At 41.7% G+C, this 23,473-nt stretch carries 20 protein-coding genes; 8 read left to right on the forward strand and 12 right to left on the reverse strand.

Going from position 1 to position 23,473, the window contains the following annotated elements:
- Positions 1-77: 77 nt before the first annotated feature.
- Positions 78-2,417 (forward strand): response regulator, encoded by a 2,340-nt coding sequence (locus N7E81_RS13320; protein ID WP_263050083.1) that lies wholly within the window; start codon positions 78-80, stop codon positions 2,415-2,417.
- Here N7E81_RS13320 and hemE read toward each other — a convergent pair.
- The 3 genes from hemE to sppA form a co-directional block, all read right to left on the reverse strand.
- Positions 2,414-3,442 carry a uroporphyrinogen decarboxylase gene (gene hemE, locus N7E81_RS13325; protein WP_263050084.1) on the reverse strand — a complete coding sequence of 343 codons (1,029 nt, stop codon included), beginning with the start codon at positions 3,440-3,442 and terminating at the stop codon, positions 2,414-2,416. The two genes, N7E81_RS13320 and hemE, sit on opposite strands and share 4 nt — an antisense overlap.
- A gap of 118 nt (positions 3,443-3,560) precedes the next feature.
- The gene (locus tag N7E81_RS13330; protein WP_263050085.1) at positions 3,561-4,235 is read right to left on the reverse strand and encodes a heavy metal transporter; all 675 of its coding nucleotides are present in this window, start codon (positions 4,233-4,235) and stop codon (positions 3,561-3,563) included.
- A gap of 287 nt (positions 4,236-4,522) precedes the next feature.
- Positions 4,523-6,280: a signal peptide peptidase SppA gene (gene sppA, locus N7E81_RS13335; RefSeq protein WP_263050086.1), complete on the reverse strand. Its 1,758-nt coding sequence runs from the start codon at positions 6,278-6,280 to the stop codon at positions 4,523-4,525.
- A gap of 80 nt (positions 6,281-6,360) precedes the next feature.
- On the opposite strand from sppA, the gene folK reads away from it, so the two are divergent.
- On the forward strand, positions 6,361-6,843 hold the full coding sequence (folK, locus tag N7E81_RS13340; protein ID WP_263050087.1) for a 2-amino-4-hydroxy-6-hydroxymethyldihydropteridine diphosphokinase: 483 nt from the start codon (positions 6,361-6,363) through the stop codon (positions 6,841-6,843).
- A 2-nt stretch (positions 6,844-6,845) separates the two neighbouring features.
- Entirely contained in the window at positions 6,846-7,595 is a 750-nt protein-coding gene (locus N7E81_RS13345; RefSeq protein WP_263050088.1) for a sulfite exporter TauE/SafE family protein, read from the forward strand.
- A 173-nt stretch (positions 7,596-7,768) separates the two neighbouring features.
- Here N7E81_RS13345 and N7E81_RS13350 read toward each other — a convergent pair whose 3' ends face one another.
- The 5 genes from N7E81_RS13350 to N7E81_RS13370 are packed head-to-tail and all read right to left on the reverse strand — an operon-like array spanning position 7,769 to position 12,559.
- Entirely contained in the window at positions 7,769-8,326 is a 558-nt protein-coding gene (locus N7E81_RS13350) for a nucleotidyltransferase family protein (protein ID WP_263050089.1), read from the reverse strand.
- A 22-nt stretch (positions 8,327-8,348) separates the two neighbouring features.
- Positions 8,349-9,536 carry an XdhC family protein gene (locus N7E81_RS13355; protein ID WP_263050090.1) on the reverse strand — a complete coding sequence of 396 codons (1,188 nt, stop codon included), beginning with the start codon at positions 9,534-9,536 and terminating at the stop codon, positions 8,349-8,351.
- Positions 9,537-9,542: 6 nt separating this feature from the next.
- Positions 9,543-9,947 carry a c-type cytochrome gene (locus N7E81_RS13360; protein WP_263050091.1) on the reverse strand — a complete coding sequence of 135 codons (405 nt, stop codon included), beginning with the start codon at positions 9,945-9,947 and terminating at the stop codon, positions 9,543-9,545.
- Positions 9,947-12,100, reverse strand: a complete 2,154-nt coding sequence (locus tag N7E81_RS13365; RefSeq protein ID WP_263050092.1) for a xanthine dehydrogenase family protein molybdopterin-binding subunit — start codon at positions 12,098-12,100, stop codon at positions 9,947-9,949. Before N7E81_RS13365 ends, N7E81_RS13360 begins: the two co-directional genes overlap by 1 nt.
- Positions 12,101-12,103: 3 nt before the next feature.
- Positions 12,104-12,559 carry a (2Fe-2S)-binding protein gene (locus tag N7E81_RS13370; RefSeq protein WP_263050093.1) on the reverse strand — a complete coding sequence of 152 codons (456 nt, stop codon included), beginning with the start codon at positions 12,557-12,559 and terminating at the stop codon, positions 12,104-12,106.
- A 130-nt stretch (positions 12,560-12,689) separates the two neighbouring features.
- Here N7E81_RS13370 and N7E81_RS13375 point away from each other — a divergent pair, with 130 nt between their 5' ends.
- Positions 12,690-13,799, forward strand: coding sequence for an aminotransferase class V-fold PLP-dependent enzyme (locus tag N7E81_RS13375; RefSeq protein WP_263050094.1), 1,110 nt, complete (start codon positions 12,690-12,692; stop codon positions 13,797-13,799).
- Between the two features lie 68 nt (positions 13,800-13,867).
- Positions 13,868-16,321, forward strand: coding sequence for a YfhO family protein (locus tag N7E81_RS13380; protein WP_263050095.1), 2,454 nt, complete (start codon positions 13,868-13,870; stop codon positions 16,319-16,321).
- On the opposite strand, the gene N7E81_RS13385 is transcribed toward N7E81_RS13380, so the two are convergent.
- Together N7E81_RS13385 and N7E81_RS13390 are read right to left on the reverse strand one after the other, a co-directional pair.
- A complete protein-coding gene (locus N7E81_RS13385) occupies positions 16,310-17,506 on the reverse strand; it encodes a glycosyltransferase family 4 protein (protein ID WP_263050096.1) in 1,197 nt (398 codons plus the stop codon). The genes N7E81_RS13380 and N7E81_RS13385 overlap by 12 nt on opposite strands.
- Positions 17,503-18,675 (reverse strand): CDP-glycerol glycerophosphotransferase family protein, encoded by a 1,173-nt coding sequence (locus N7E81_RS13390; RefSeq protein WP_263050097.1) that lies wholly within the window; start codon positions 18,673-18,675, stop codon positions 17,503-17,505. Before N7E81_RS13390 ends, N7E81_RS13385 begins: the two co-directional genes overlap by 4 nt.
- A 201-nt stretch (positions 18,676-18,876) precedes the next feature.
- On the opposite strand from N7E81_RS13390, the gene N7E81_RS13395 reads away from it, so the two are divergent.
- The 3 genes from N7E81_RS13395 to N7E81_RS13405 all read left to right on the forward strand — a co-directional run bounded on the left by N7E81_RS13395 (position 18,877) and on the right by N7E81_RS13405 (position 21,686).
- Positions 18,877-19,488 (forward strand): class I SAM-dependent methyltransferase, encoded by a 612-nt coding sequence (locus tag N7E81_RS13395; RefSeq protein ID WP_263050098.1) that lies wholly within the window; start codon positions 18,877-18,879, stop codon positions 19,486-19,488.
- Positions 19,489-19,571: 83 nt separating this feature from the next.
- Entirely contained in the window at positions 19,572-20,282 is a 711-nt protein-coding gene (locus N7E81_RS13400) for a TIGR04283 family arsenosugar biosynthesis glycosyltransferase (RefSeq protein WP_263050099.1), read from the forward strand.
- A gap of 117 nt (positions 20,283-20,399) precedes the next feature.
- Positions 20,400-21,686, forward strand: coding sequence for a sensor histidine kinase (locus tag N7E81_RS13405; RefSeq protein ID WP_263050100.1), 1,287 nt, complete (start codon positions 20,400-20,402; stop codon positions 21,684-21,686).
- Here N7E81_RS13405 and N7E81_RS13410 read toward each other — a convergent pair.
- Positions 21,677-22,411 (reverse strand): hypothetical protein, encoded by a 735-nt coding sequence (locus N7E81_RS13410; protein WP_263050101.1) that lies wholly within the window; start codon positions 22,409-22,411, stop codon positions 21,677-21,679. The two genes, N7E81_RS13405 and N7E81_RS13410, sit on opposite strands and share 10 nt — an antisense overlap.
- Positions 22,412-22,509: 98 nt before the next feature.
- Positions 22,510-23,427, reverse strand: coding sequence for a rhomboid family intramembrane serine protease (locus N7E81_RS13415; RefSeq protein ID WP_317624047.1), 918 nt, complete (start codon positions 23,425-23,427; stop codon positions 22,510-22,512).
- Between the last annotated feature and the right edge of the window lie 46 nt (positions 23,428-23,473).

Consider the following 23,473-nt stretch of genomic DNA (forward strand, 5'->3'; position numbering starts at 1 on the left):
TGACATCAGTTCGCAACCTTACAACTTACAGGTCTATACCTATCTATTTTAAGTGCCTTTTACTGACATTTTTAGTCATGTCTGGTCGTGTGGTCTATTCCCAAGAATTGCCTCAAGCTGAGCGTGGTGTATTAGATCTTAGGTCATGGCAATTTCAAAAAACAGAACCGATAGCCTTAGCAGGAGAATGGGAGTTTTATTGGAAGCAGATCTTGTATCCCACAGATTTTGATTCGTTAAAGATTTCCCCAAGTTTTAGAGAGTTTCCTAAGTTATGGAAGCGAGATGTTGTGGGTACAGATACCATCACGCCAGAAGGTTATGCTACGCAGCGCTTGCGCGTGATTGTTAATTCTGTTACGCCAGAGTTGGCGATTACCATACCTCATTTCTACTGTTCATATTTACTGTTTTTGAATGGTGAATACATAGGGTCTAATGGCCAGGTGGGAAAATCTTCTCAGACTTCTTCGCCGCATTGGCAGTATATGACTCGGGAGTTTAAGGTGACCTCGGACACTTTGGACATTGTCTTGCAGATTTCAAATTTTGAACACTCACGAGGAGGTAGCTTTTTTGATATCAAATTGGGGGAAAAGGTGAAGATGCAGACCATAGAGGGACGAGAAAAAGCTTTCGACCTGATCATGTCATCCAGTTTGTTTTTTATAGGCATGTTTTTCATGGTGCTGTTTTGGTTTGGTCGACATGAAAAGCAGATTCTCTACTACTCACTATTTTGTTTGTTTTATAGTTATAGATCGATAGGATCGGGAAGTTATACCCTGCATTCACTCTATCCTGAGTTGCCTTGGTTGCTCACGCTCAAAGCGGAATATATTACCATGTTTCTCGCAGGATTGTTTTTTACCTACTATTCATATTACTTATACAAAAGGGAGACATCTAGGTTCTTTGTGTTGTTGATTACGGTCATTAGCGTATCGTTTGTATTCTTTACTTTGTTTGCTCCAGTCAAGATGTTTACGCAGCTGGTCGCACCCTATTCCATTACGATATTGTTAGGCTTTTTGTATTTGATATTTACCTATGTGATGGCGGTGAGGCATAAAAGAGAGGGGTCACTCATGTCATTGATTAGTTCCTTTTTGTTGTTTTTGGTGATGGGCGCAGTTATATTGGAGTATTTTGGGATATTGAAAAACTCCATGTTATTTTATTTTGTAGGCTATCAGCAGTTCTTCTTTTTTCAATCCATTATTCTTTTTTATCGGTATAACCGAAAGATAGAAATAGCCAAAGAAAAAGCAGAGTCTGCGGCTCGCTCGCAGTCCGATTTCTTATCTATGATCTCGCATGAGATCAGAACACCTCTCAACGCAGTGATTGGTCTCACGAATTATCTCATTGGCGATAAGCCAAAAAAACAGCATGTAGATGATCTGAAAACGCTTAAATTTTCGGCCGAACATCTACATGTATTGATTAATGATGTGTTGGATTATAGTAAGCTAGATGCGGGTAAGATCGAATTCGAAGAAGTAGATGTGAATGTGGTAGATATGGCTCGTAACATTGTGAAAGGATTTGACAACAAAGCCAAGGAGAAGGATATTTATCTGAGTTTCTTGCATGACGATGAGATACCTAGTTTCATTGTTTGTGATGGACTCAGACTCAGTCAGATTCTAACCAACCTACTGGGCAATGCTATTAAATTTACCGACGAAGGAGGCGTAACTTTGAGTATGAATATAGTCATGCAAACGAAGAAACGAGTGTCCATCAAGTTTTCGGTCGAAGATTCGGGGATTGGTATTCCTAAAGACAAACTCAAAACAATATTCGATAGTTTCTCTCAGGCGTCTACTTCTACCACTCGTGAGTATGGAGGTACGGGGTTAGGGCTATCTATTACCAAGCGTATTTTGGATTTGCAAAATACCAAGATCAATGTTTTTAGTGTGGTAGGGCAGGGATCTAGATTTTATTTTACACAGACATTTGCAATCAGCGAGAATCAAGAAAAAGTGAAGGAGACAATATCAGAGGCGCATAATGATTTGGAGGGTAAGTACATCCTCTTGGTAGAAGACAACCCAGTGAATGTAATGGTTGCCAAGAAGTTTTTGTCTCGTTGGGACATCCAAGTGGATGTAGCCGAAAATGGGAGAGAAGCTCTCGAAAAAACAGCCATTGCAACATATGACTTGGTACTTATGGATTTGCAAATGCCAGAAATGGATGGTTATACAGCCTCAGAAGAACTTCGGAAAAGGGGGTATACGGTGCCGATATTGGCGCTTACAGCTTCTGTGATGTTAGATGTGGGAGATCGTGTATTTAAGGCAGGAATGAATGATTTTATAACCAAACCATTCGACCCAGGAGATTTGTATAATAAAATAAGACTACATATAGAGAAACAGAATGCTTCTAATCAGACCTTAAATTAAGGGCGCCAGTTTTTCACTGTTTCTATAAATACTTTTACTTTCTCAGGATTAATGTCTGGATATACACCATGGCCTAGATTGGCGATGTGTCGGTGACCGCCAAACTCTTCGAGCATCTGAATAGTTTGTTTTTCGATTTCGGCATCGGAGCCATAGAGTACACATGGATCCAGATTACCTTGCAAGGTTTTCTCGTCTCCGATCAATCGACGAGAAGCGGAAACGGCCATGTTCCAGTCCAATCCTATGGTTTCACAATTGAGTTCGCTCATTTTCTTACGTGCAAAATAGGCGCCTTTGGCAAATACTGTAACAGGTACAATGTCTATGGCATCACAAATTTTAGCGATGTATTTTAATCCAAATTCTTCGTACTGTGCTGGCGATAGAATACCTGCCCAAGAGTCAAATATCTGTACTAAATCTGCACCATATTTTATCTGCATTTGCAGGTATTTGATGGTGCTTTCGGTAATCATGTCGAGAAGGAGGTGCGAAAGTGCAGGCTCTGTGTAGAGCATCTTTTTAGCCTTGGCAAAAGTCTTGCTGCCTGACCCCTCTACCATATAAGAAAAGATGGTCCAAGGTGCACCAGCAAATCCAATAAGTGGCACACGGCCATTGAGTTCTTTCTTTGTGATTTTAATGGCTTCGGCGACATAGTTTAAATCATCCTCTGGCTCTGCAATTCTGATTTTTTTGAGGTCAGACTCGCTTTGAATGGTGTTTTCAAACCAAGGTCCTTTTTTTTCGATCATCTGATAAGGTAGTCCCATGGCTTCTGGGATCACCAAAATGTCTGAAAAAATGATGGCTGCATCTACACCTAAGATATCGACGGGTTGTATGGTGACTTCTGCGGCTAGCTCTGGTGTAGTTGCCAATTCTATGAAACCACTCACGCTGTCGCGAACTTCACGGTATTCTGGTAAAATACGACCTGCTTGACGCATCAGCCATACTGGTACTCTTTCGGTCTTTTCTCCTCTGGCGGCTCTTAGTAGTAGGTCGTTTTGTAAAATCATAGGTGCTATTATTATCCAGTCGCAAAGATAATAGGGGACAGGAGAATCAGCTGAGATGTACGGAGAAATTGCGCAGTATTTAAGCGCTAATTATGATCTGTAAGGCAGAGGTGTGTTTCTACGCCTTGTTTTGCTTGATCAAACTGTCGTATTGGGTGGTGATATACTGCTCGATAGTTTCATAGAATTCATCCAATTCCATTTCATCTAAATCGATCGTTTGCCTGCCTTGGTGAACCAAGTCTAGTTCTAGTTTGCTTAAAAATCCATCTGCCTTAACCAACTCTATGTTTTTGATGTCTTTGATCTGGATTGTACCTTCTTTTTCGTTGTTTTTGTATTCGATCAGATTGGCATTGAGTCGTAAAAAGTCGTTATAGTTATGAATGCCCGAAATCAATTTTCCTATAACGGGTGCAGCTAGGTTTACAACGGCCCAAGAGATAAAGTAAAATAGGTTTACTTTATAGTTGAGATATAGAAAGACCACAATGGCTGGGATGATCAAATAGATGAGCGCTTGTGCTTTTAGTTTGTTTCTGTGATTTCTAAATACGATTTCACCATCCTTAGGCTTCACATGAATGGGGAATAGGATTTCTTCCCAGAGAATGATCACCATAATAATGGCCGCACTGCTGACCAAAAACATGCCTAAATAGATGTTTGGTGAGTCGACGTTGGCATGGGAGTCAAATAACTGACCAGATAGGATAAATGCTAAACTAAATATGAGAATTAGAACGCCGATACTGATTTCTTTCGGCAGAGTAGGTCGAATGACTTTTTTCATTTGATTGGTCTGAAAGTGAAGTCACAATTTTAAATAATTATGTATACTGAATGATTCTCTTTTTTGCTAAAATTTGTTAATGATTATAAGTTTTCTTATCCATCATATTAAGCTTGTTATATTGATGATTGCTTTTTTTGAAGGAAAAAATGAAAAGTAGAGGGGAGAATGCCTGATGCCCTTTTTTATCTCATCTCAGGCGATTGAAAATATGAGAGAGGTGTTGAAAAAGTTTAAATTCAAGAGACTTATTCAATGGAAGAAGAATAGATCTCTTGAACCTCCTTTTATTTTAATTCTATATCAAACGGCATTCTTGCTTGTACGCCTTGGTATTTTTCTAGCTCTTGAATAGCGTCTATGTATTTGGCCATTTGGCCATAGTTTTTGTGAAAGATGCGTGTTTCAGTCTCGTCTAGTACCGTGCTGAATAATTCTTCCCATTTGGATTTGAGCTGAGGGTAGTAGGTGATGGCATAGTCGTCTGAGATGCCAGCGGCTGCAGCGGCTAACTGCACGGCGTCGTTGTACGTGCCTAATACGTCTACTAAGCCTCTTTCTTTGGCTTGGCGGCCCGTCCATACTCTACCAGAAGCTACGGCTTTGATGTCGTCTTGTGTCATGCGACGGCCTTCTGCTGCTTTCGATGTGAAAGTTTCATAACCTTGTTCTACAGAAGTTTGAATGATGTTTTTCTCTTGCTCATTGAGTGCGCTAGATACCCGGTATAGGTCGGAGAATTGGCCCGTACTCACGCCGTCGTTGGTGATGCCGAGCTTGTTTTCTAAGAAACTTCCCAAGTTAGGAATCATTCCAAAGATGCCGATAGATCCTGTGATAGTCATGGGCTGAGCCACTATTGTGTCGCAGGGCATGGAGAGGTAATAGCCGCCAGAAGCTGCCATGTTGGACATAGAGGCGATCACAGGTTTTTCCTTTTTGGTCAGCATGATTTCGTTCCACATTACATCGGAGGCTACCATAGAGCCGCCTGGCGAATTCACACGAATCACGACTGCTTTTACCCTTTTGCTTTCACGGGCCTTTTGAATGGCTTTTACGAATTTATCTGATCCTACAGTTTCCATATCCCCACTGCCAGATACGATTTCGCCATCGGCTACGATTACTGCTACTTTGTTGGAGGAGTAGTCATTGTCTACGGTTTTGATGTAGCCATTTAGTCGTATGAATTTGATTTTTTCGTCAGCGCTTAGACCTAATTCGGTTTTGATCATTTCTTTTACATCCGTTTCGTAGGCTACCTTGGTGACCAGCCCTAATTCAGCAGCATCTTCGGCTTTTCGTACCAGCATTTGATCTGAGATTTCTCGCAAACGATCAATTTCAATGTTTCGGGAGATGCTTATGTTTTTCAGAATATGATCGTAAATGTCGTTAACAAAAGATGTCATTTGCTCTTTGTTGGCAGCGCTCATGTCTTTTCGGAAAAATGGCTCAACGGCACTTTTGTATGTACCCACTCGGAATATTTGAGCTTCTATGTCGAGCTTGTCGAACAGGCCTTTAAAGAAAGTGACACTGGCATTCAATCCATTGAATTCAAGAGATCCAATTGGGTTTAAAATGATTTCGTCAGCTACCGAGGTCACATAGTAGTTGCCTTCTGAGATATACTCCCCATAGCTGTAAATAAATTTGCCTGAGCTTTTGAAGTCTTCTAATGCTAGTCTGATTTCGTTCAGTGCAGCGTAGCCACCACTCACATAGCCGTGTGAGAGGTAGATGCCTTTGATATTATTGTCGTTTTTGGCAGCGGCTATAGCGTCCAGTGTTTTCAAAAGCGGAATCTGCATTTCGTTAGGCCCAGCAAACAATTCTGCTAAGGGATCTTCAGCTACTCGCTCGGAGATCATCCCGCTGAGATTGATGTAGAGTACGGAGTTTTCTTCTACTACGGGCACTTCTTCTGAACTGGTGGCTACCAGTACACCGATCACCGCAGGGATGAAGAGAAACAAAAAGATCACGCAGAAGATAAACAGTGCTGTGAGGGTCGAAAGGACAGATTTAAAGAAGGACATAGATTTAGAATTCTTTTATTTTCTATTATTGCAAAACTATTGATTTCAGCTGTACGCTGACCCAGATTCAAATTAATTTTATGAACCAATGCTTCTTGCTATTGGGTACCAACATTGGTGACAAAGCGCACAATTTATTACAAGCAAGGGAATATATAATCGAACGCATTGGTGAAATAATAAAACCTTCTGCAATCTATCAGACCTCGGCTTGGGGCAAGGAAGATCAAGACGATTTTTATAATCAGGTTTTGTGTATCCAAACGGCACTTTCTCCTATGGACTTGTTAGTCGAATGTCTCGCCATAGAAAAGGACTTGGGTCGAATCAGGTTTGAGCGCTGGGGCGAAAGACTGATTGATATTGATATTTTGTATTTCGAAAATGAGGTGATCGAAACGGAAGACTTGAAAGTGCCTCATCCAGAACTGCAAAACCGTAGGTTTACTTTAATTCCCTTGGTGGAATTGGCTCCTGATTATACGCATCCCAAAATGAACCAGACCAACAAGCATTTGTTGGCATGTTGCACCGATCCACTTGAGGTGGTGAAAATTAACTAACTATGGCATATTATGAATATCTCTTGATTTTTGGTTCTGGGTTGATCGCCGGTTTTTTGAATGTGGTAGCAGGAGGTGGGTCACTACTTACTTTGCCTATTCTGATTTTTCTCGGCTTGCCCCCGGCAGTTGCTAATGGTACCAACCGCGTGGGTATCTTTCTGCAAAACATTTTTGCGGTCAGCGGGTTCAAGAGTAAGGGTGTTTCCTCTTTTCGATTCTCTATTTGGTTGTCTATTTCTGCTTTGTTTGGAGCGATCATCGGGGCCAAAATAGCTGTAGATATTAGTGGAGAGTTGTTCAATCGTATTTTGGCTGTAGTGATGATGTTGGTGATTGTGATCACGGTATTCAATCCTAATAAATCTGGTAAAGTACAAGAAGAGCTGATGAGCAAGGGCAGGCAGACCGCCAGTATCATAGCTTTTTTCTTTGTAGGTATCTATGGAGGGTTTATCCAGGCTGGTGTAGGTTTTATCATTATCGCTACGCTTACTTCGATCAACCATTTGTCATTGGTCAAAACCAATAGTATCAAAGTATTTGTCGCCTTGTTTTACACCATTTTTGCCTTGGCAGTATTTGCTTGGGAAGGTCAGGTGGATTGGGTGCTGGGGCTTACGCTTGCAGCAGGTACATCCATTGGTGGCTGGGTAGCGAGTCGTTGGTCAGTGAATAAAGGCGATAAATGGATTCGCTATTTCTTGATCGTGACGGTGACGTTGATGGCTGTCAAACTCTGGTTTTTTTAGGGTAGTGCTCCTGTCGTCTTCGAGTACCTCAGACTGACATGGTGTGATTGTGCCAATGTGTAGGTATTGATGCTTGAATACACTCTGCATGAGGAAGCTACATCGAAATTGCCGCCCTGAGGTACTCGAAGGGCAAAAGTGCAGATGGAGCTTTGCTTAACCCTTTACTTGCTTTATCGCAACAACGCTAGATCTTTGGGCGTGTCTATATCCACTTCAGCTTCGGGAAATGAAATTACTTGGGTGTTTTTGAAGTGTTTCTGAATTATTTTTTTTGCCCCTTGTTCTCCAGATAAACTTAATAAATCTAGAAATACTTTACGATCGAATAGTGCCGGGACTCCATACGATTGGTCGTAGCCACAGGCGGTGATCAGGTGGTCTGATTGCTGGTGTAGGAAGATTAACTCTTCTAGCATTTGTGAGGTCACATGTAGCTGATCACAGAGCAGGACCAAAACCGCTTTGGTGTAGCGATTTTTGTTGAGTACTTGCTGTATACCATAAGAAAGAGTACTACCCATGCCTTGTGACCAGTCTTTGAAGTAGCAGAATTGTGCTTTGGTATGGGCTAATACTGGTGCTATCTGCTTGTGTCTACTTCCCAATACGATTCTTACATCGTCAGAAACAGCGCTGGCAGTATCTACTATATTTTCCAATAGTGTCTTGCCTTTGTATGGCAAGAGTTGTTTGGGTTGACCCAAACGACTAGAACTACCTGCTGCCAATATCAATATGGTGGGCGTGGTACTAATTGGCTTTTCTTTTTGGGAAACAATTTTTAAGATACACCTGACGAAAGACTTGGTCTTCTTTGCCGTCTCTGTGGTGGATTGGCCCTGTACGATATTTGATAAATCCACCAGATCGGTTGGAGAATTTGGCCTGTATTTCACTGATGATAGAAAGGGCAATTTCGTCTGGCGTCTCTGCGCCAATGTCCAGACCAATAGGTGCATGAATTTTATTCATTTGCTCCTTGCTGATGTCGATATGGTATTTGTTTCTTAGGGTACTGAATAACTTTTCCGCTCTTTTCTTTGGTCCCAAAATCCCCATGTAAGGGGCATCACTTCCAATGATCTGACTCAGTACCTCTTCATCATATTTCAGATTGTGTGACATGAGCACTACCGCAGTGAATGGTGTGATTTTGATGTCTTTGGCCACAAACTCGCGCTTGCAGGGTTGCAACTGATCAGCAAGAGGAAAGTTGATCGGTACCAAGTGAGCCACGCATTCATCGGTCACTCTCACATTCCATCCGAGGGTGTGAGCCAGTTCGGTGACGGGTTTGGCATCGAAGCCCCCACCGAATATGAGCAAGTCTATTCCAGGTTGGATTAATTCGAAGAAGACTTTGATCGAGCCATTTGCAATGGGGTAGTCTTTTATTTGTGGTTTTTGGTTGTTGATTACCTCAAGGAGATCATTTTTAAGTAATTGATTAAGTAAGTCCGATTGACCTATGGTTTTGCTCAGGTGATTATATTCGACTGTTGAGCTTACAGGTATATCTGGCACATCAGATTCGAATACCGTAGCCATTGCACCGAGGTTGTCATATTTCAAAAAAGCCTCTAGCTGCGTAATAGGGTTATGATCGAGTGAAGCGTCTATGGGTTCGATGAGGATGTCGATGATGCCATTGCAACCCAAGCCAATGCCTAGCTGGTTGTCATCATCATTGGAGGTGTCGTAGGTGATGGTGCGGGCTTCACCGCTCAAGATCACTTGTCGTGCTTTTCTCAAAGCATCGCCCTCTAGGCATCCGCCACTGATGGAGCCCACCCATCGGCCGTTGTCTAGCATCAGCATACGTGCCCCAGGGCTTCGATAGGACGAGCCTTTTACTTGCACTACGGTAGCCAGTGCCGCTTTTCTTTTGGTGAAGTCAGTGGCTTGGTAGGCATTTAGTATGGTTTTAAATTCCTTCACTTTGATTTATTTCAATTGAGCCACGTCTTTAACGCTGATTGCTTTGGCTTTGCCTCCCCAGTTGTTTTGGATATAGTTCAATACATCGGCTACTTCCTGATCTGTAAGATCCACAGGATCCATCACGCCATAATAGGTGGTGCCATTCACGGTCACTTCACCTTCCAAACCATTTAATATGACTTTTACAGCTTTTGAAATATCATTTTTGAAATAGTCTGAATTAGCCAAAGGAGGAAATGCGCCAGAGATGCCCTCGCCATTATCCATGTGGCAGGTGACACATTCGTTGAGATAAACCTCTTGCCCTCGGGCTATACTTTCAGAAAGTGATTGGCCTTGGCTGTAAAAGCTGAATAGACACACAGCAGTAGTTACTACAATGATCTTCTTGGTGATATTCATTTTCATTATATCTTATTGATGTCAAATGGTAATTTTCTTATTCTCTGTCCTGATTCTGCAAATACGGCATTGGCTAATGCAGGGGCTAATGGAGGAAGGCCAGGTTCTCCTACACCTCCTGGATCTTCTTCATTTTTCATGATATGTACGTCTATTTCTGGTGTTTCGTCTATACGCATCATTTTATAAGTATTGAAATTTTGCTCTACCGCTCGCCCGTCTTTAAATGTGATTTCACTTTTGCAGGCTCCTAGAGCCATGATGACATTGCCCTCGGTTTGGGCTACGATCGTGTCTGAGTTTACTGTCTGCCCGCAGTCGATGACAGAAGTTACTTTTTTGACATAGAGTTTGCCTTTGGTATTGCGCGCTACTTCTACCACATGTGCACAAATGCTACCGAAGCACTCGGCTATGGCTACTCCTTTGTTTGCTCTGCTTTCTGTCCAGTCCGATTCTTGAGCTGCCTTTTCCAATACTTTAACAAACCGAGGGTGTTTTTGCAGCCTGTCTATTCTGAACTGCATCGGGTCTTCGCCCAATTCATTTGCCACTTCATCGATAAATGATTCATGAGGAAAAGCATTGGTCGATGAATAGACCGATCTCCACCAGATCACAGGTATGTTGAGTTCTACAGGGCTTACTTTGGTTTGGAAATTGGCAATGTCGTACTGTGTAGTAATGCCTTCTAATATATTATTTGGAAACTTGGTCTTATCTGCGCCTGGCCATTGAAAACCAATGGCTTGACCAGCCATGTGGTGCTTGAGAGACGTGAGTTGTCCGCCTTTGATACCAGCTTGCATTCGTGTGGCACAGCCTGTTCGGAAAGGGCCTTGTGTATTGTCGTCTTCTCTGGTCCAGACTACTTTCACAGGTTTTCCGCCAATGGCTTTGGATAGTAGTGCTGCTTCCACAGGAAAATCTATAAAGGCTCTTCGGCCAAACCCTCCGCCTAGAAAAGTAACGTTTGTTGTCACATTTTCGGGTTTTATAGCAAGGCTATTGGCGATGGCACCTTTGATCCAAATGGGGGCTTGTATGGAACCCCAGTAGGTACATTTGTCTCCTTCTACATATGCTACGCCATTCATAGGCTCCATGGTGGCATGTGATTCGTAGGGCAACTCGTATATAGCGTCCAATTGTTTCTCAGTATTGGAATAATCTTTGACGAAGTCACCCTCGTTGAGTTTTGTAAATCCTTGGTCTTCGATTAAAGCTGCATTGAATTTTGTATATATTTCCTCTTGATTGATACGCTCAAATTCGGAATTGTCCCATTCTATCTTGAGTTTTTTTCTAGCGCTTAAAGCGCTGTAGTAGTCGGTAGCCACTACAGCCACACCTTCTCTAGTATGGCTAAATACAGGCATTTCGGATTTGACTACATGTAGTACGCCGGGCATGGCTTCTATTTCTTCTTTATTGAATGACTTTACTTTCCCTAAAAAGTAAGGAGAACGCTCGATTGATGCATATGCCATGTTTGGTATTTTCAAATCCAAACCAAAAACTGCTTCTCCATTGGTCTTTAGCGGAGTGTCTTTTCTTGGTAGTGGTTTGCCTAGGATTTTAAAATCTTTGGATGATTTTAGTGGAGGGTTTTTGGGTGCCTCTAGAAGTGCCGCATCGGCAACGAGTTCTCCATAGTTGAAACTATGCTTGGTGTCTTTTTGATAGACAGTCCCTTTGCTGGCGTAGCATTGGGTTGGGTCTATATTCCATTTGGTAGCTGCGGCTTGGATGAGCATGATACGAGCAGCTGCACCCATTTTTCGAGAGGGTTCCCACGACTTGCGCACACTGTTGCTTCCACCTACGAGTTGATGTGCATATTTTTCTTTGTCGCCAGCCGCTTGGATGACTTGGATGTCGTCCATATTTACTTCCAACTCTTCAGCCAATAGCATGGGCATGGACTGGTAGACCCCTTGTCCCATTTCTGGCCTGTGATTGACCAAAGTGACTTGGCCTGTTTGATCTATAAATATGAAATCATTGAGCCCGGTGGCATCAAGGCCATCTAGTTCGTATTTCTGCACTTCGCCTTTGACTAGCCCAAAGCCTGATGAGATTCCAAGCGCTAATACAGAGCTGGTTACTCCCGTGATTTTAAGGAATTTTCTTCTTGATAGTTGATTTGTAGATTCCATGGCTTATTGTTTGGTGACTGACTTGATGGCTTTTCTAATTCTTGGATAGGTACCGCATCGGCAAATGTTGCCTTTCATGGCGCGGTCTATGTCGAGATCGGACGGTGTGTTGTTTCTGTTGAGTAGGGCAGCCGCCGACATGATTTGTCCCGATTGGCAATAGCCACACTGTGGGACTTGAGCTTCTACCCAAGCGAGCTGTACGGGGTGGTCATTGTTGTTTGACAGCCCTTCTATGGTAGTGATTTCTTTGTCTTGTGCAGCGGATACAGGTAGTACACACGATCGGACAGCATTGCCATTGAGGTGAATGGTGCAAGCGCCGCATTGAGCAATACCACATCCGAATTTGGTGCCAGTCAGCCCGATGTGATCACGGATGACCCAGAGCAATGGAGTCGTAGGGTCTACGTCTACTTCATGTTTTTTTTGGTTGATCAATAAGTTGAATTGAGCCATGTGTTTTGTCGATTGGAATGAAGTTTTTTGAAAAAATCTCATACAATAATAAGTAATTGCCGTTTCTAATTTTTTTCTTCGTGACAAACAACCATATCAAGCCTATCGATGGCGAAATAAAACTACTAAAATGCAAAAGCATATGACAGTACCAGATTGGAGTGAAATCAGACAACGTTATCAGTTAGTAAATCAACGGACGTATTTCAATACTCCTTCATTTTGTGCCATGTCGGATCGTACGGTGGCTGTGCAGGTAGACTGCTTGGAGCTGTTTCAGACGAAAGGTAATCAGCTGAACGAACAGGCACAACAGGCAGCTGAAGAAATCCGACAAATCGTGCTAGAACTGACTCATACTGACGATCATGAGGTGGCGATTATTCCTGATGTGAGTACAGCCATGAATCATTTGGCAGAATTGCTTCATGATTGTAAGAAAGTAGCTTTGCTGAGGGAGGATTATCCAGCGGCTAGTTCCCCATGGATTGTGCGTGATTTTGATATCACTTGGGTAGAAAGGCGCGACATGGCCTACGATCTAAAAGAGATTGAAGACGTGTTGAAAAGTGGGGTGCAGGTATTGGCACTCAGCTGGGTGATGTACAACTCTGGTGCCATATTAGATTTACAGGCGATTGGCGAGCTATGCAAGCAATACGATGTGATATTTATAGTGGATGGTACACAAGGGCTAGTGGCGCAGGATTTGGACCTGTCGAAAGCACACATAGATGTGATGCTCGTCACAGCTTTTAAATGGATGCTAGCAGGTTATGGTATTGGGGTGGCTATTGCCCGAAAGGGGTTTGTGGCCAAGCATCCTATTCGTGTAGCAGGTCAAAATACGATTGTGAATGGAGAGAAAAGTGCAGAAGACTTGACCAACTACCGATCAGGTATTGAGCGGTTTGAACTGGGACATGCCAAGATACAACAGGTGTTGGCTTTGGCGTGTGCACTTAATGAACTGAAAAGTATTGGTTTTGAAATGATTCAGCAGAGGACAGCGGAGCTAATGGGAGTGCTGAGGTCGTCGCTACAAGAAGGTGGTATTGATATACTGACACCAGCCGTGGCTAGTGCAAACATGCTCGTCATTGAAGGTACCGCTGAGCGGGCAGACCAGCTCAAGCAAGCGGGGATAGACTTTACTTATCGGCATGGATTGATTAGACTAGGTATTTATTTTTATAATAATGAAACGGACATCTCTCGATTAATTCAAGCGCTGAATTAATAATTAAAATCATTTGCGCTAATATTACCCTTAGAATATTCCTAGAACCCAGCACGTCTATTTGATCTATGCACAATCTCAATTTTAAGAAAGACTTTTTGCCACATTTGGCAGCTATTGCCATTTTTTGTTTGGTTACGGTTTTGTTTTTTGCACCCGTTTTTTTTGAAGGAAAAACACTGCCCCAGCATGACATCATGCAGTGGGAAGGCGGAGCCAAAGAACTGATAGACTACAGAGCCAAGACGGGAGAAGAAGGCCTTTGGACCAATTCTATGTTTAGTGGCATGCCAGGCTACCTAGTAGATGTGCAGTTTTCAGGAGATCTGCTCAAGTATTTACATCGTGCCTATGGTCTGTTTTTGATCTACCCGATGATGACCATATTTATCAGTTGTTTGTCATTTTATATTTTGCTATTGTCTATGGGAGTTCGCTCTTGGCTGGCTATAGCGGGTGGATTAGCTTATGGCCTTACGGCATTTTCAGTAATTGGAATCATGGCAGGGCACAATGCTAAAATTTCGGCAGTTTCTACTATGCCATTGGTGCTAGCAGGGATTCATTATGCATTCAAAGGCAAAAAAATGTGGGGTTTTGTGATTACGGCTATTGGTTTGGCGATCCATCTTCGTCCGAATCACTTGCAGATTACTTACTATCTGGTGCTCATTGTAGCGGCGTATGGAGTTGCACAGTTGGTGTTGGCTATCAAAGAGAAAACATTGTCTGATTTCATTAAGACAGGGGCTTTGTTGGTTGTAGCAGCACTGTTGGCTGTGGGAGCCAATTTTGGCAAACTCATGACCACTATGGAATATAGCAAGTATTCTACCCGTGGCAAATCTGAATTGACTCAGATGGGTGAGGCCAAGTCTGGACTCGACAAAGATTATGCTTTTCAGTACAGTAATGGCATATTCGAGCCGCTCTTCTTGATTATTCCTAATTTTTATGGAGGATCTGCAAGAGAGGATCTGGGTGATAATTCAAATTTAGAAGCTGCACTGAAAAAAAATGGAGCTAATCGTCAGCAGATCAAACAACAGGTAGAGGCTGCGCCAGCTTATTGGGGCAACCAACCGCTGACGGCGCCATATTATGCTGGTGCTATCATCGTGTTCTTGTTTGTGCTAGGTATGATCATACTAGACAACAAATACAGGGTTTGGATAGGAGGGGTGGTACTATTTGCACTTGTGCTCAGTTGGGGGAGCAACTTTAGTCTCAACTATTTCATCTTCGATTATTTGCCAGGATATAATAAATTTCGTTCGGTCACCTTTGCGATCATTGTAGTGGTATTCGGGATGATTCTCGCAGGTTTTCTAGGGTTAGAAAAGCTATTGTCATCGGATTTTAATAAACCGACACAAAAGAAATTTATGATTGCAGTAGGTAGTGTAGCAGGCTTTACATTGCTGTGTGCGGTATTTGCAGGTATGGGGAGCTACAGGGGGGCAGTAGATGCACAATTGGCTAATTACCCAGAGTGGTACCTTACTGCCTTGAGAGCGGATAGGGCTTCGCTGTTGCGAATGGATGCGCTGAGAAGCTTGATTTTTATTCTCTTATTTGTAGGCGTGTTGTGGGCTTTGATCAAAAATAAATTGTCCAAGCCTGTGGCTTATGGGTTGTTGGTTTTGTTTGTTTTTGTTGACCTATTTGGTGTGGCCAAGCGTTTTATCAATAGTGACACTTTCGTTAGGAAATCACGGCAGTCAGAATTTCAACTGACTGAGGCTGATCAGGTCATTCTAAAAGATAAAGACCCAAACTACAGAGTGATGAATTTGCTCAATCCATTTAATGATGCAAAGACCTCTTACCACCACAAGTCGATCGGTGGCTATCATGGCGCCAAGCTGGGGAGGTATCAAGAATTAATAGAACGATGCATAGCACCCGAACAGGGGCGAATCATAGCGGCTTTGCAGGGGGGGAGTTATGATTTTGGAGATATCGGAGTATTGAACATGCTAAATACCAAGTATTTCATTTTCGGCGCTTCGGCCAATGCTGTATTACCCAATACTTCGGCCAATGGCAATGCTTGGTTTGTAAGCGATGTACGTGAGGTAGGTAGTGCCGATGAGGAGATCAATGAATTGTCCCAGATCAACACCAAAGAAATAGCCGTAATTGATGAGACTAAGTTTAGCCTATCAGATCAAGTACCGGCCGCTAATGGTACTATTCAACTCGTCACTTACAAACCCAATTATCTAAAATATGAATCCAGCAATTCTGGCGATGGATTGGCGGTCTTCTCAGAGGTTTATTACCCGAAAGGGTGGACAGCTACCATAGACGGAGAGGAAGCTGCAATTTTGCGTGCCAACTATGTGCTGAGAGCCATGGAAGTTCCTGCAGGAGATCATGTGATCGAGTTTAAGTTTCAGCCACAGTCTTATGTGCTAGGTAATACGGTTACTTTGATTGTGAATATTCTCTTGATTGTACTTTTGATAGGTACTATTGGATTGTCAGTGATGAGAAAAGGAGAGTCATCAGTTGCCTAAATTCTGATAAAAAGTAACGCCAAATCCGCTGGATTTGAAGTTGTATTTTTCTTTGATAGCCTTAGCGGCTTGTGAGCCAAATTGTTGACGTATTTCTTTATTGTTAAAAAGTAACTTTATTTGTTTGGCAAAGTCTTTCGCATCACCTGCTTGATGCACTAAGCCCCATTTTTCTTGTTCGATTAAGTTTTTTTGTGCGGTACAATCGCTTACAAGCATGGGCTTGCCCAGCATGGCATATTGAAAAAGTTTGTTGGCGTAGGTAGTGTCGTGATGGATGTTTCTCAGGATTGGGCAAATTCCCACGTCAGCGACATTTACATAGTCTGAGAGAAGTTGTTCGGGCTGCCAGCCTTCGGCTGATACATGCGCTGATACTTTCTCTTTTTTGATCAAATCTTTTAGCATGGGGTCATTACTGCTTGCGCCTACGATGATGAGTTTAAAACAGGGGATGTCATTTATAATTAATGGGATAGCTTTAATGACTGACTCTAGGCCTCGCCTATTGCCTGTGTCGCCAATATAAAGTGCGTTAAAACTATTCGTAAATCTTGATGTGATGTTTTGATCGTAAAATGTCTTGACAAAGGATGTATCTGTAAAATTGGGTAGTACCCAGATTTTGTCAGTAACTATACCTGTGCGTGATTCTATTTCGGTTTTGGCGTCATGAGTGACTACCAGAATTCGTTCGGCTTGTTTGATGAATTTTTCTTCCTTCTTTTTCCAAGTTTTCGGATTGATTAATAATCGACCAAAAGCAGTTTGAAGATGAGGATAATACTTCATGATCTCTGGCACGTTTTCGTGTAGATCTAGGACTACAGGCAATTTGTTCTGTTGAGTGAGCCGAAACACAGGTTCGGCTAGGTACATGTTATGAAGGTGTAGTATATCGGCTTTACTATTCTGTAAAAAATCGGCCAACTTTGGTTTGATTAGTTGATGATACAAAGGGAAGGAGTACGCCAGTGCGGATAATTTGTACATCCAATTGGGTAGGTAGTAGCGGTGCACATATATGCCTTTGTATAGTTCTGTGTGATCTTTTTCTTTCTTATAAGTTACACAAAATAGATGTACTTCCATGCCTTCACTGATTAGGTGCAGTGCTTGGTTTTCTATGCGTGGATGGGTGGGGTACTCACCATGGAAAATCATTCCTAAGATAGGCTGAGTCATAGATGACTGAATTTTGAATATACTAAAGTTTCTATTTGCTCATACACCCTTCTTGAACTTTGATTGTCAGGATATTTGTGAAAACGTGCTTTGATCTGTTGACGAGATTCAGAGTCTAATGTAGGGTCATCCAAGTATCTTTTGATGTTTTCCAAAAAAGATTTGAAATCAAATACTTTAGCGCCAGGAGTGACAGTATTGAAATCAAAATTAAAACCACGATATTCACTAAACCATTCTAAATCATAGGGTACGAAAAGCGTTGGGGTGTCAATAAGTAGCCTGTCTATATACGAACTGCTGTAGTCTGTAATCAATAAGTCTACAATGGACATGATTTCATTGACTTCTTGAATGACATCGCCATCGCAAACTTTGAGCCATTCACTTTCCTCCAAATGATGCTTAGATAACTCATTTTTGTGAATTCTAAGAAGAATTACTGTGTTATTTGCAGATAAGAAGTTAATCAATTCATCTATGTTGAAATCTTTGAAAGGGAAAAGCTCCGTTTTACCAGAGTCTCTGAAGGTGGGAGCATAAAGCAATACTTTTTTGCTCCTTGTATAAGGAATGAGATCAATTATTTTTTCATTTTTCACGTAGGTAAAATCATTTCTTGGGTACCCCGTCACCCACATGTTTTCGAGTTTTGTTTGATAGCATTTGCTCATGATATGCTTTTCTTCTTCCGACATCACAACAAAGCCATCGAAGTCTCCAAGTGCCTTGCGTTTCTGTTTTTTAGTTAAGAAATGACTGTCGATACCAAGCTTTTTGATTGGGAAGCCGTGCCAGACATTTACGAGTGCTTTTTCAGTATTTACACATTTGAATGGAGTGACATCATATGGGCCGTGAGTGAGTATGAAAGCCTTGGCGCTAATGGCTTTGATCAATGCACGCCATGAATAGGCATATAAAAAATGGTCAGGGTAGTCTTTTTTATGTGTTTTGTAGGCTGCATAGTTTCTGGTGATAAAGTAACCTTTGAGAGGCGTATTCTCATTTAGCATATAGAGAAATAATGCTTTGCTATTGCCGTTCACATTAGTTCCTGCAGAACTACCTAGGATGATGTGATTTTTACGCTTTTTGTAAAATGCACAGACCATAATTTGTATGAATCTGAGCAACCACCCATATACTTTCAATAATTTTTTAAACATAAACCAGTTTAATGTAGAATGAATTTCAAAGCTAATCTTTTGTCGGTAATCAGAATATGATAGCATTGAAAAAGGTATTATTCTTTTCTGTGTATCTGTATTTCAATTGAAAACAGGAGTTGGAGTTAGCGATCAAGATTATTATATCATTTGAGTTGGTAAAATGAAAAATGCTATCTTCGCCACTTTAATAATTGATCTATGAGTGATAAAGAATTTTGGGAAGACTTTTATTCCAATAAAAAAGGAACCTTGGAACCCTCTTCATTTGCCACATATGTTTTTGAAGAAATCAAATTGTCTGGTAATTTGGTGGAGTTAGGCTGTGGAAATGGTCGTGATAGTATCTTCTTTGCAGAACAAGGGTTAGAAGTATTTGGGATGGATCAATGTCAAAGCACGGTTTCTAGGCTTTCTGAGTTGAATAAAGAAAATACTCGTTTTGAAGTGCAGGATTTTACGGCTTTAGGCGACTTAGGTAAGTTTGATAATGTTTATTCTAGGTTTACCCTGCATTCAGTAAGCAAGGAGCAAGCGAGCCGAACGTTGAACTGGGCTTACGGGGCATTGAATGATGGTGGCAAGTTATGTATCGAAGTTCGAAGTGTAAATGACGAGTTGTGTGGTCAGGGAACTGAGGTCGGAAAAGATGCTTATGTGACCGATCATTACCGAAGGTTTGTTCGAATGGATGAAATGCTTGAAGAACTCAGAGGGATTGGTTTTCAGATTACTTATTCAATAGAATCCAAAGGACTGGCCGTATACAAGGAGGAGGATCCATCGATTATTCGTATAGTCGCTACTAAGTAAATGGAGAGTATATCTCTATCCTTAGAGGTTATTTTGCGAAACTTCTACATTACTGTATAGCAGACTTTATTTATCTTGGAGGTATGGACCTGAGTATCATTATCCCTACACTCAACGAATCAGCCTATATTCAGCGTACTTTGAGTAGTATTCGTAGTAGAGCCTCAGGTCGATTTAGTTATGAAATCATCATAGTGGATGCAGGAAGCACAGACGATACCAAATCTATCGCAGCACGACTAGTCGATGTTTTCTATGAAGATGCCCATTTGGCTGGAGCCAAATATAAATCACTGAATAAAGGAGCAGCTATGGCCAAAGGTGATGATTTATTATTTTTAGATGCCGACACACTGTTGCCTTTAGCGTTTGATTTGCATATCAAGCAAGTATTGGAAGACTCAAAAATAGTGGGTGGAGCCTTTGAATTTCAAATGGATGGGCAGCGAAGGATTTATAGAATCATTGAATGGATTAACCGCATGCGCTATCGTATAGATCAGAGATACTTTGGAGATCAAGGGATCTTTTGCCGACGAGCAGACTTTTGGCAATTAGGAGGTTACCCTCCAGAACCCATTATGGAAGCGGCATATTTCTGCAAGCGTATGAGTCAGCAGGGACGGTTGGCTCTTGTCAAATCCCCCATTCTTACTGCTGCTCGGCGATTCGAAGCAGGGCAGGTGTTTCGGGTATTCTTCAAAGATACCTGGATTTGGATCCAGTTTACTCTTGGACTAGATGTCAAAAAATATGCTTCTGCCTACTGGCAAGAGAATAAAAATCGGGGATAACTTCTACGTATTTATTTTTGAAAGCTTTTGAAAATTGTGGTACTTGTGCTCGGAAATGAAAGTATGCTATTCGCCTGTAAAAAATGATAGTAACGTTCAATCAACTATGCGGAATTAATGAGCGAGGAGACGATCAAAGAAGTATTTGATATCATCGTCAATATGGAAGTGGTAAAGGCTCAAAAGGAGCAACCTCAGTTTGATGAGGAAGATGCCAGCGCTTCTATTGTAGATGCACTTAATATCGTGTCTGTAGCACTCGAAGACAGACAAGTCGAAATAGATAATCTAAAAGAGACGAATAAAGAATTACTACTTTCTTTGCAGGAAGTCAGTAGATATCAGTCTGCATTAGACATATCCTCCATCGTGAGCATTGGTGACAAGGATGGCAATATTATGTATGCCAATGATATGTTTTGTCAAATCTCAGGATATACCAAAGAAGAGGTACTAGGCAAAAATCACAACATTCTAAAATCTGGAGAGCACAAAAGAGTATTTTGGGATGGCATGTGGCAGATCATCAGTCAAGGCAATATCTGGCACAATGAAATCATGAACCTTAATAAGGAAGGTATAGGTTATTGGGTAGATACTACCATTGTACCTTTTTTCAATAGCTCAGGTAAGATTGTGAGCTATTTGTCTATGGGGCACGACATTACCAAAAGGAAAATACAAGAAGAGGAAGCCAAAGAGTATCATGTACAGCTAGAAAGTATCAACAAGAACTTAGAGCAATTTGCTCACACGGTTTCGCATGATTTGAAGTCCCCACTCAACAATGCCAAGGGGTTGGTGTCAATCATTGAGAGTTCGCTGGGCGATGATCAGCCAGCTGAAGTACAAGAGTATTTGATTTTACTCAAAAAGACCAATGACAAAATGCGCTCATTGATTGATGGTATTTTACAATATTCTAAAGCTAGTGGAAGAGAAGCTACGCTTGCTCGTATTGCCTTAGAGCCTTTTATACAAGAAGTGGCTGATACACTGACAGCCAAAGGTCAAGCCAAGCTTGTGTTTAAAAATGCCTTACCAGAAATCAGTTATAACGAAACGGTACTCAAACAGGTAATATCCAATCTGATGAGCAATGCCATCAAGTTTAATGATAAGGAGCAGTGTGTGATTGAGTTTTCAAGCCGAATGGACGATCATTATTACCACCTGTCTGTGACAGACAATGGGCCAGGCGTGCGCAAAGAAGATCAAGAAAACATGTTTAAACTCTTCAATAAAGTAAATCAGGACAAAACAAAAGATAGCTCTGGGGTAGGTCTGGCTACGGTGAAGAAGATAGTGAACGAAGCAGGAGGTAATATTTGGGTGAAATCTACATTAGGAGTTGGCACTACATTCACTTTTACGGTTAGGATCAAGCCGAAGGTTCATTGGTAAAATTTGACATCATCGATCCAAAACCGACGAGAGCCACCACCTAGTTGATAATCAACCCATCCAATCATTAATTGTTCAAAGACAGGGAAAATCCATTGATCATCTAAATCATGGGATACACAACCTTGGCCTTGTTTTTCTACGGTTAGCTCTTCAATTAAGGTGTCGTTGAGCCAAAATTTCATACGCTGGTTCATGCCATCAAATTGCCAGCCGATTTTCACCCATTGTTTCTCAGGTAGGCGAATAGGCGCATGTTGCCAGCAGTCAGATTTTTTGCCTTGGGTGTCGTAGTTGGCCATGAGCTGCTGCTTGTGTTGTCCCCCATATCTAATTTCACTTGTGTAGTCACGATCTCTCACGGGGCCACTGGCTTGCACCATCGTCCAGTGGATGCCATCTGGAGATGCCTCGTCTAACCAGAGCTGAAAAGACCCAGTGATACGGTTGTACATGAATGGAAACAGAGGAGTACCCGTAAGCCCCAAAAAAGCTCGTTGGTCATAACCTTCACCTGATTCGAAGTAGATGGACTGCTTGCCACTATAGCTTTTGATCGTATCTACGATTATCACGCCACCACCTTCGGTGCTCCATGGGCCGAGGGGAGCTGTGCCCACTTCATAATAATCGAACGTATCGTGAAAGAGCAGATCTCCATCTTCTTTGCAGGCTGTTTGAAATAAAGCAAAAACAGAAAATATGAGGCAGGTGGAAAATTTCATTCTATTTTGCTAGTTGATTTGGGTTGGTGAGTAATTCATGGACGGGACTACTTCTCTATCCTGATTAGATTCACTTTCATTCCAAATGACAGGAGAGCTTAATTTTTACTTGCGTTAAATAGCTTTTGTTTTTCTTCTTTGCTTAGACTTTCATACCCACTTTGAGAAATCTTATCAAGTATCTTATCGATCTCCGCTTGATCGGCCATGTTGTTGGCCATAGAACTTGATGGCTGTGATTTGACCGTTGTAGTTTTAGCTCTTTTCTGACTGCTTACTTTCATCTTGGGCTGGTGTACAAAGAAGCTTTTGAAAAAGCGCATTACACTACCGATCCATGCACCCCAGTCTGTGCCAGATTGCAATTGCTTGATGTAGACGAAGCCCATAAATGCGCCGCCTAGATGGGCAATGTTGCCTCCTGCATTGCCTCCTACAGAGCCAAGAAATGAAATTACAATGTAAAACCCGGCGATATATTTAATTCGAACAGGCCCAAAAAACATCAAATAAAAAGTGTAATTGGGTACCAGTGTAGCTGCTGCCACGGTGATGGCATAGACTGCTGCCGAAGCACCTACCATTCCGTGAAAGTTAGAATTTTCAGCATAATAAGGAACAAAATTGTACACAAACAAATAGAGAAGGCCACCAGAAATGGCACCTAATACATACAGATTGATTAGTTTTTGGTTGCCAATGTACTCTACGATCAACTTGCCAAACCAATAGAGTATGAGCATATTGAAGAGAATGTGAAAAATACTAGATAGACTATGTGCAAAGGCATAGGTGAGGAGCGTCCATGGTCTTAGTATGAAATCGGCAAACAAGGGTGGGATGGAAAATTGATCGTATACAAAGTCTGAAATGAAGGAGATGCCAAAGATTTTCCCGAAGACATTGAGTACGGCCAATACCAAAAAAACCACCACATTAATAATAATGATCTGAGGGAGCGCATTGTTTGGTCTGCGCCAGGCGTCCTTAAATTCATGTAAAATATTGTCCATCATATTTGCTGTGGTATTAAAAGTTTAATTTACAACTTCTGATTTATAC

Origin of the sequence: Reichenbachiella carrageenanivorans, from assembly GCF_025639805.1 — a bacterium.
GTDB classification, from domain to species: Bacteria; Bacteroidota; Bacteroidia; order Cytophagales; family Cyclobacteriaceae; genus Reichenbachiella; species Reichenbachiella carrageenanivorans.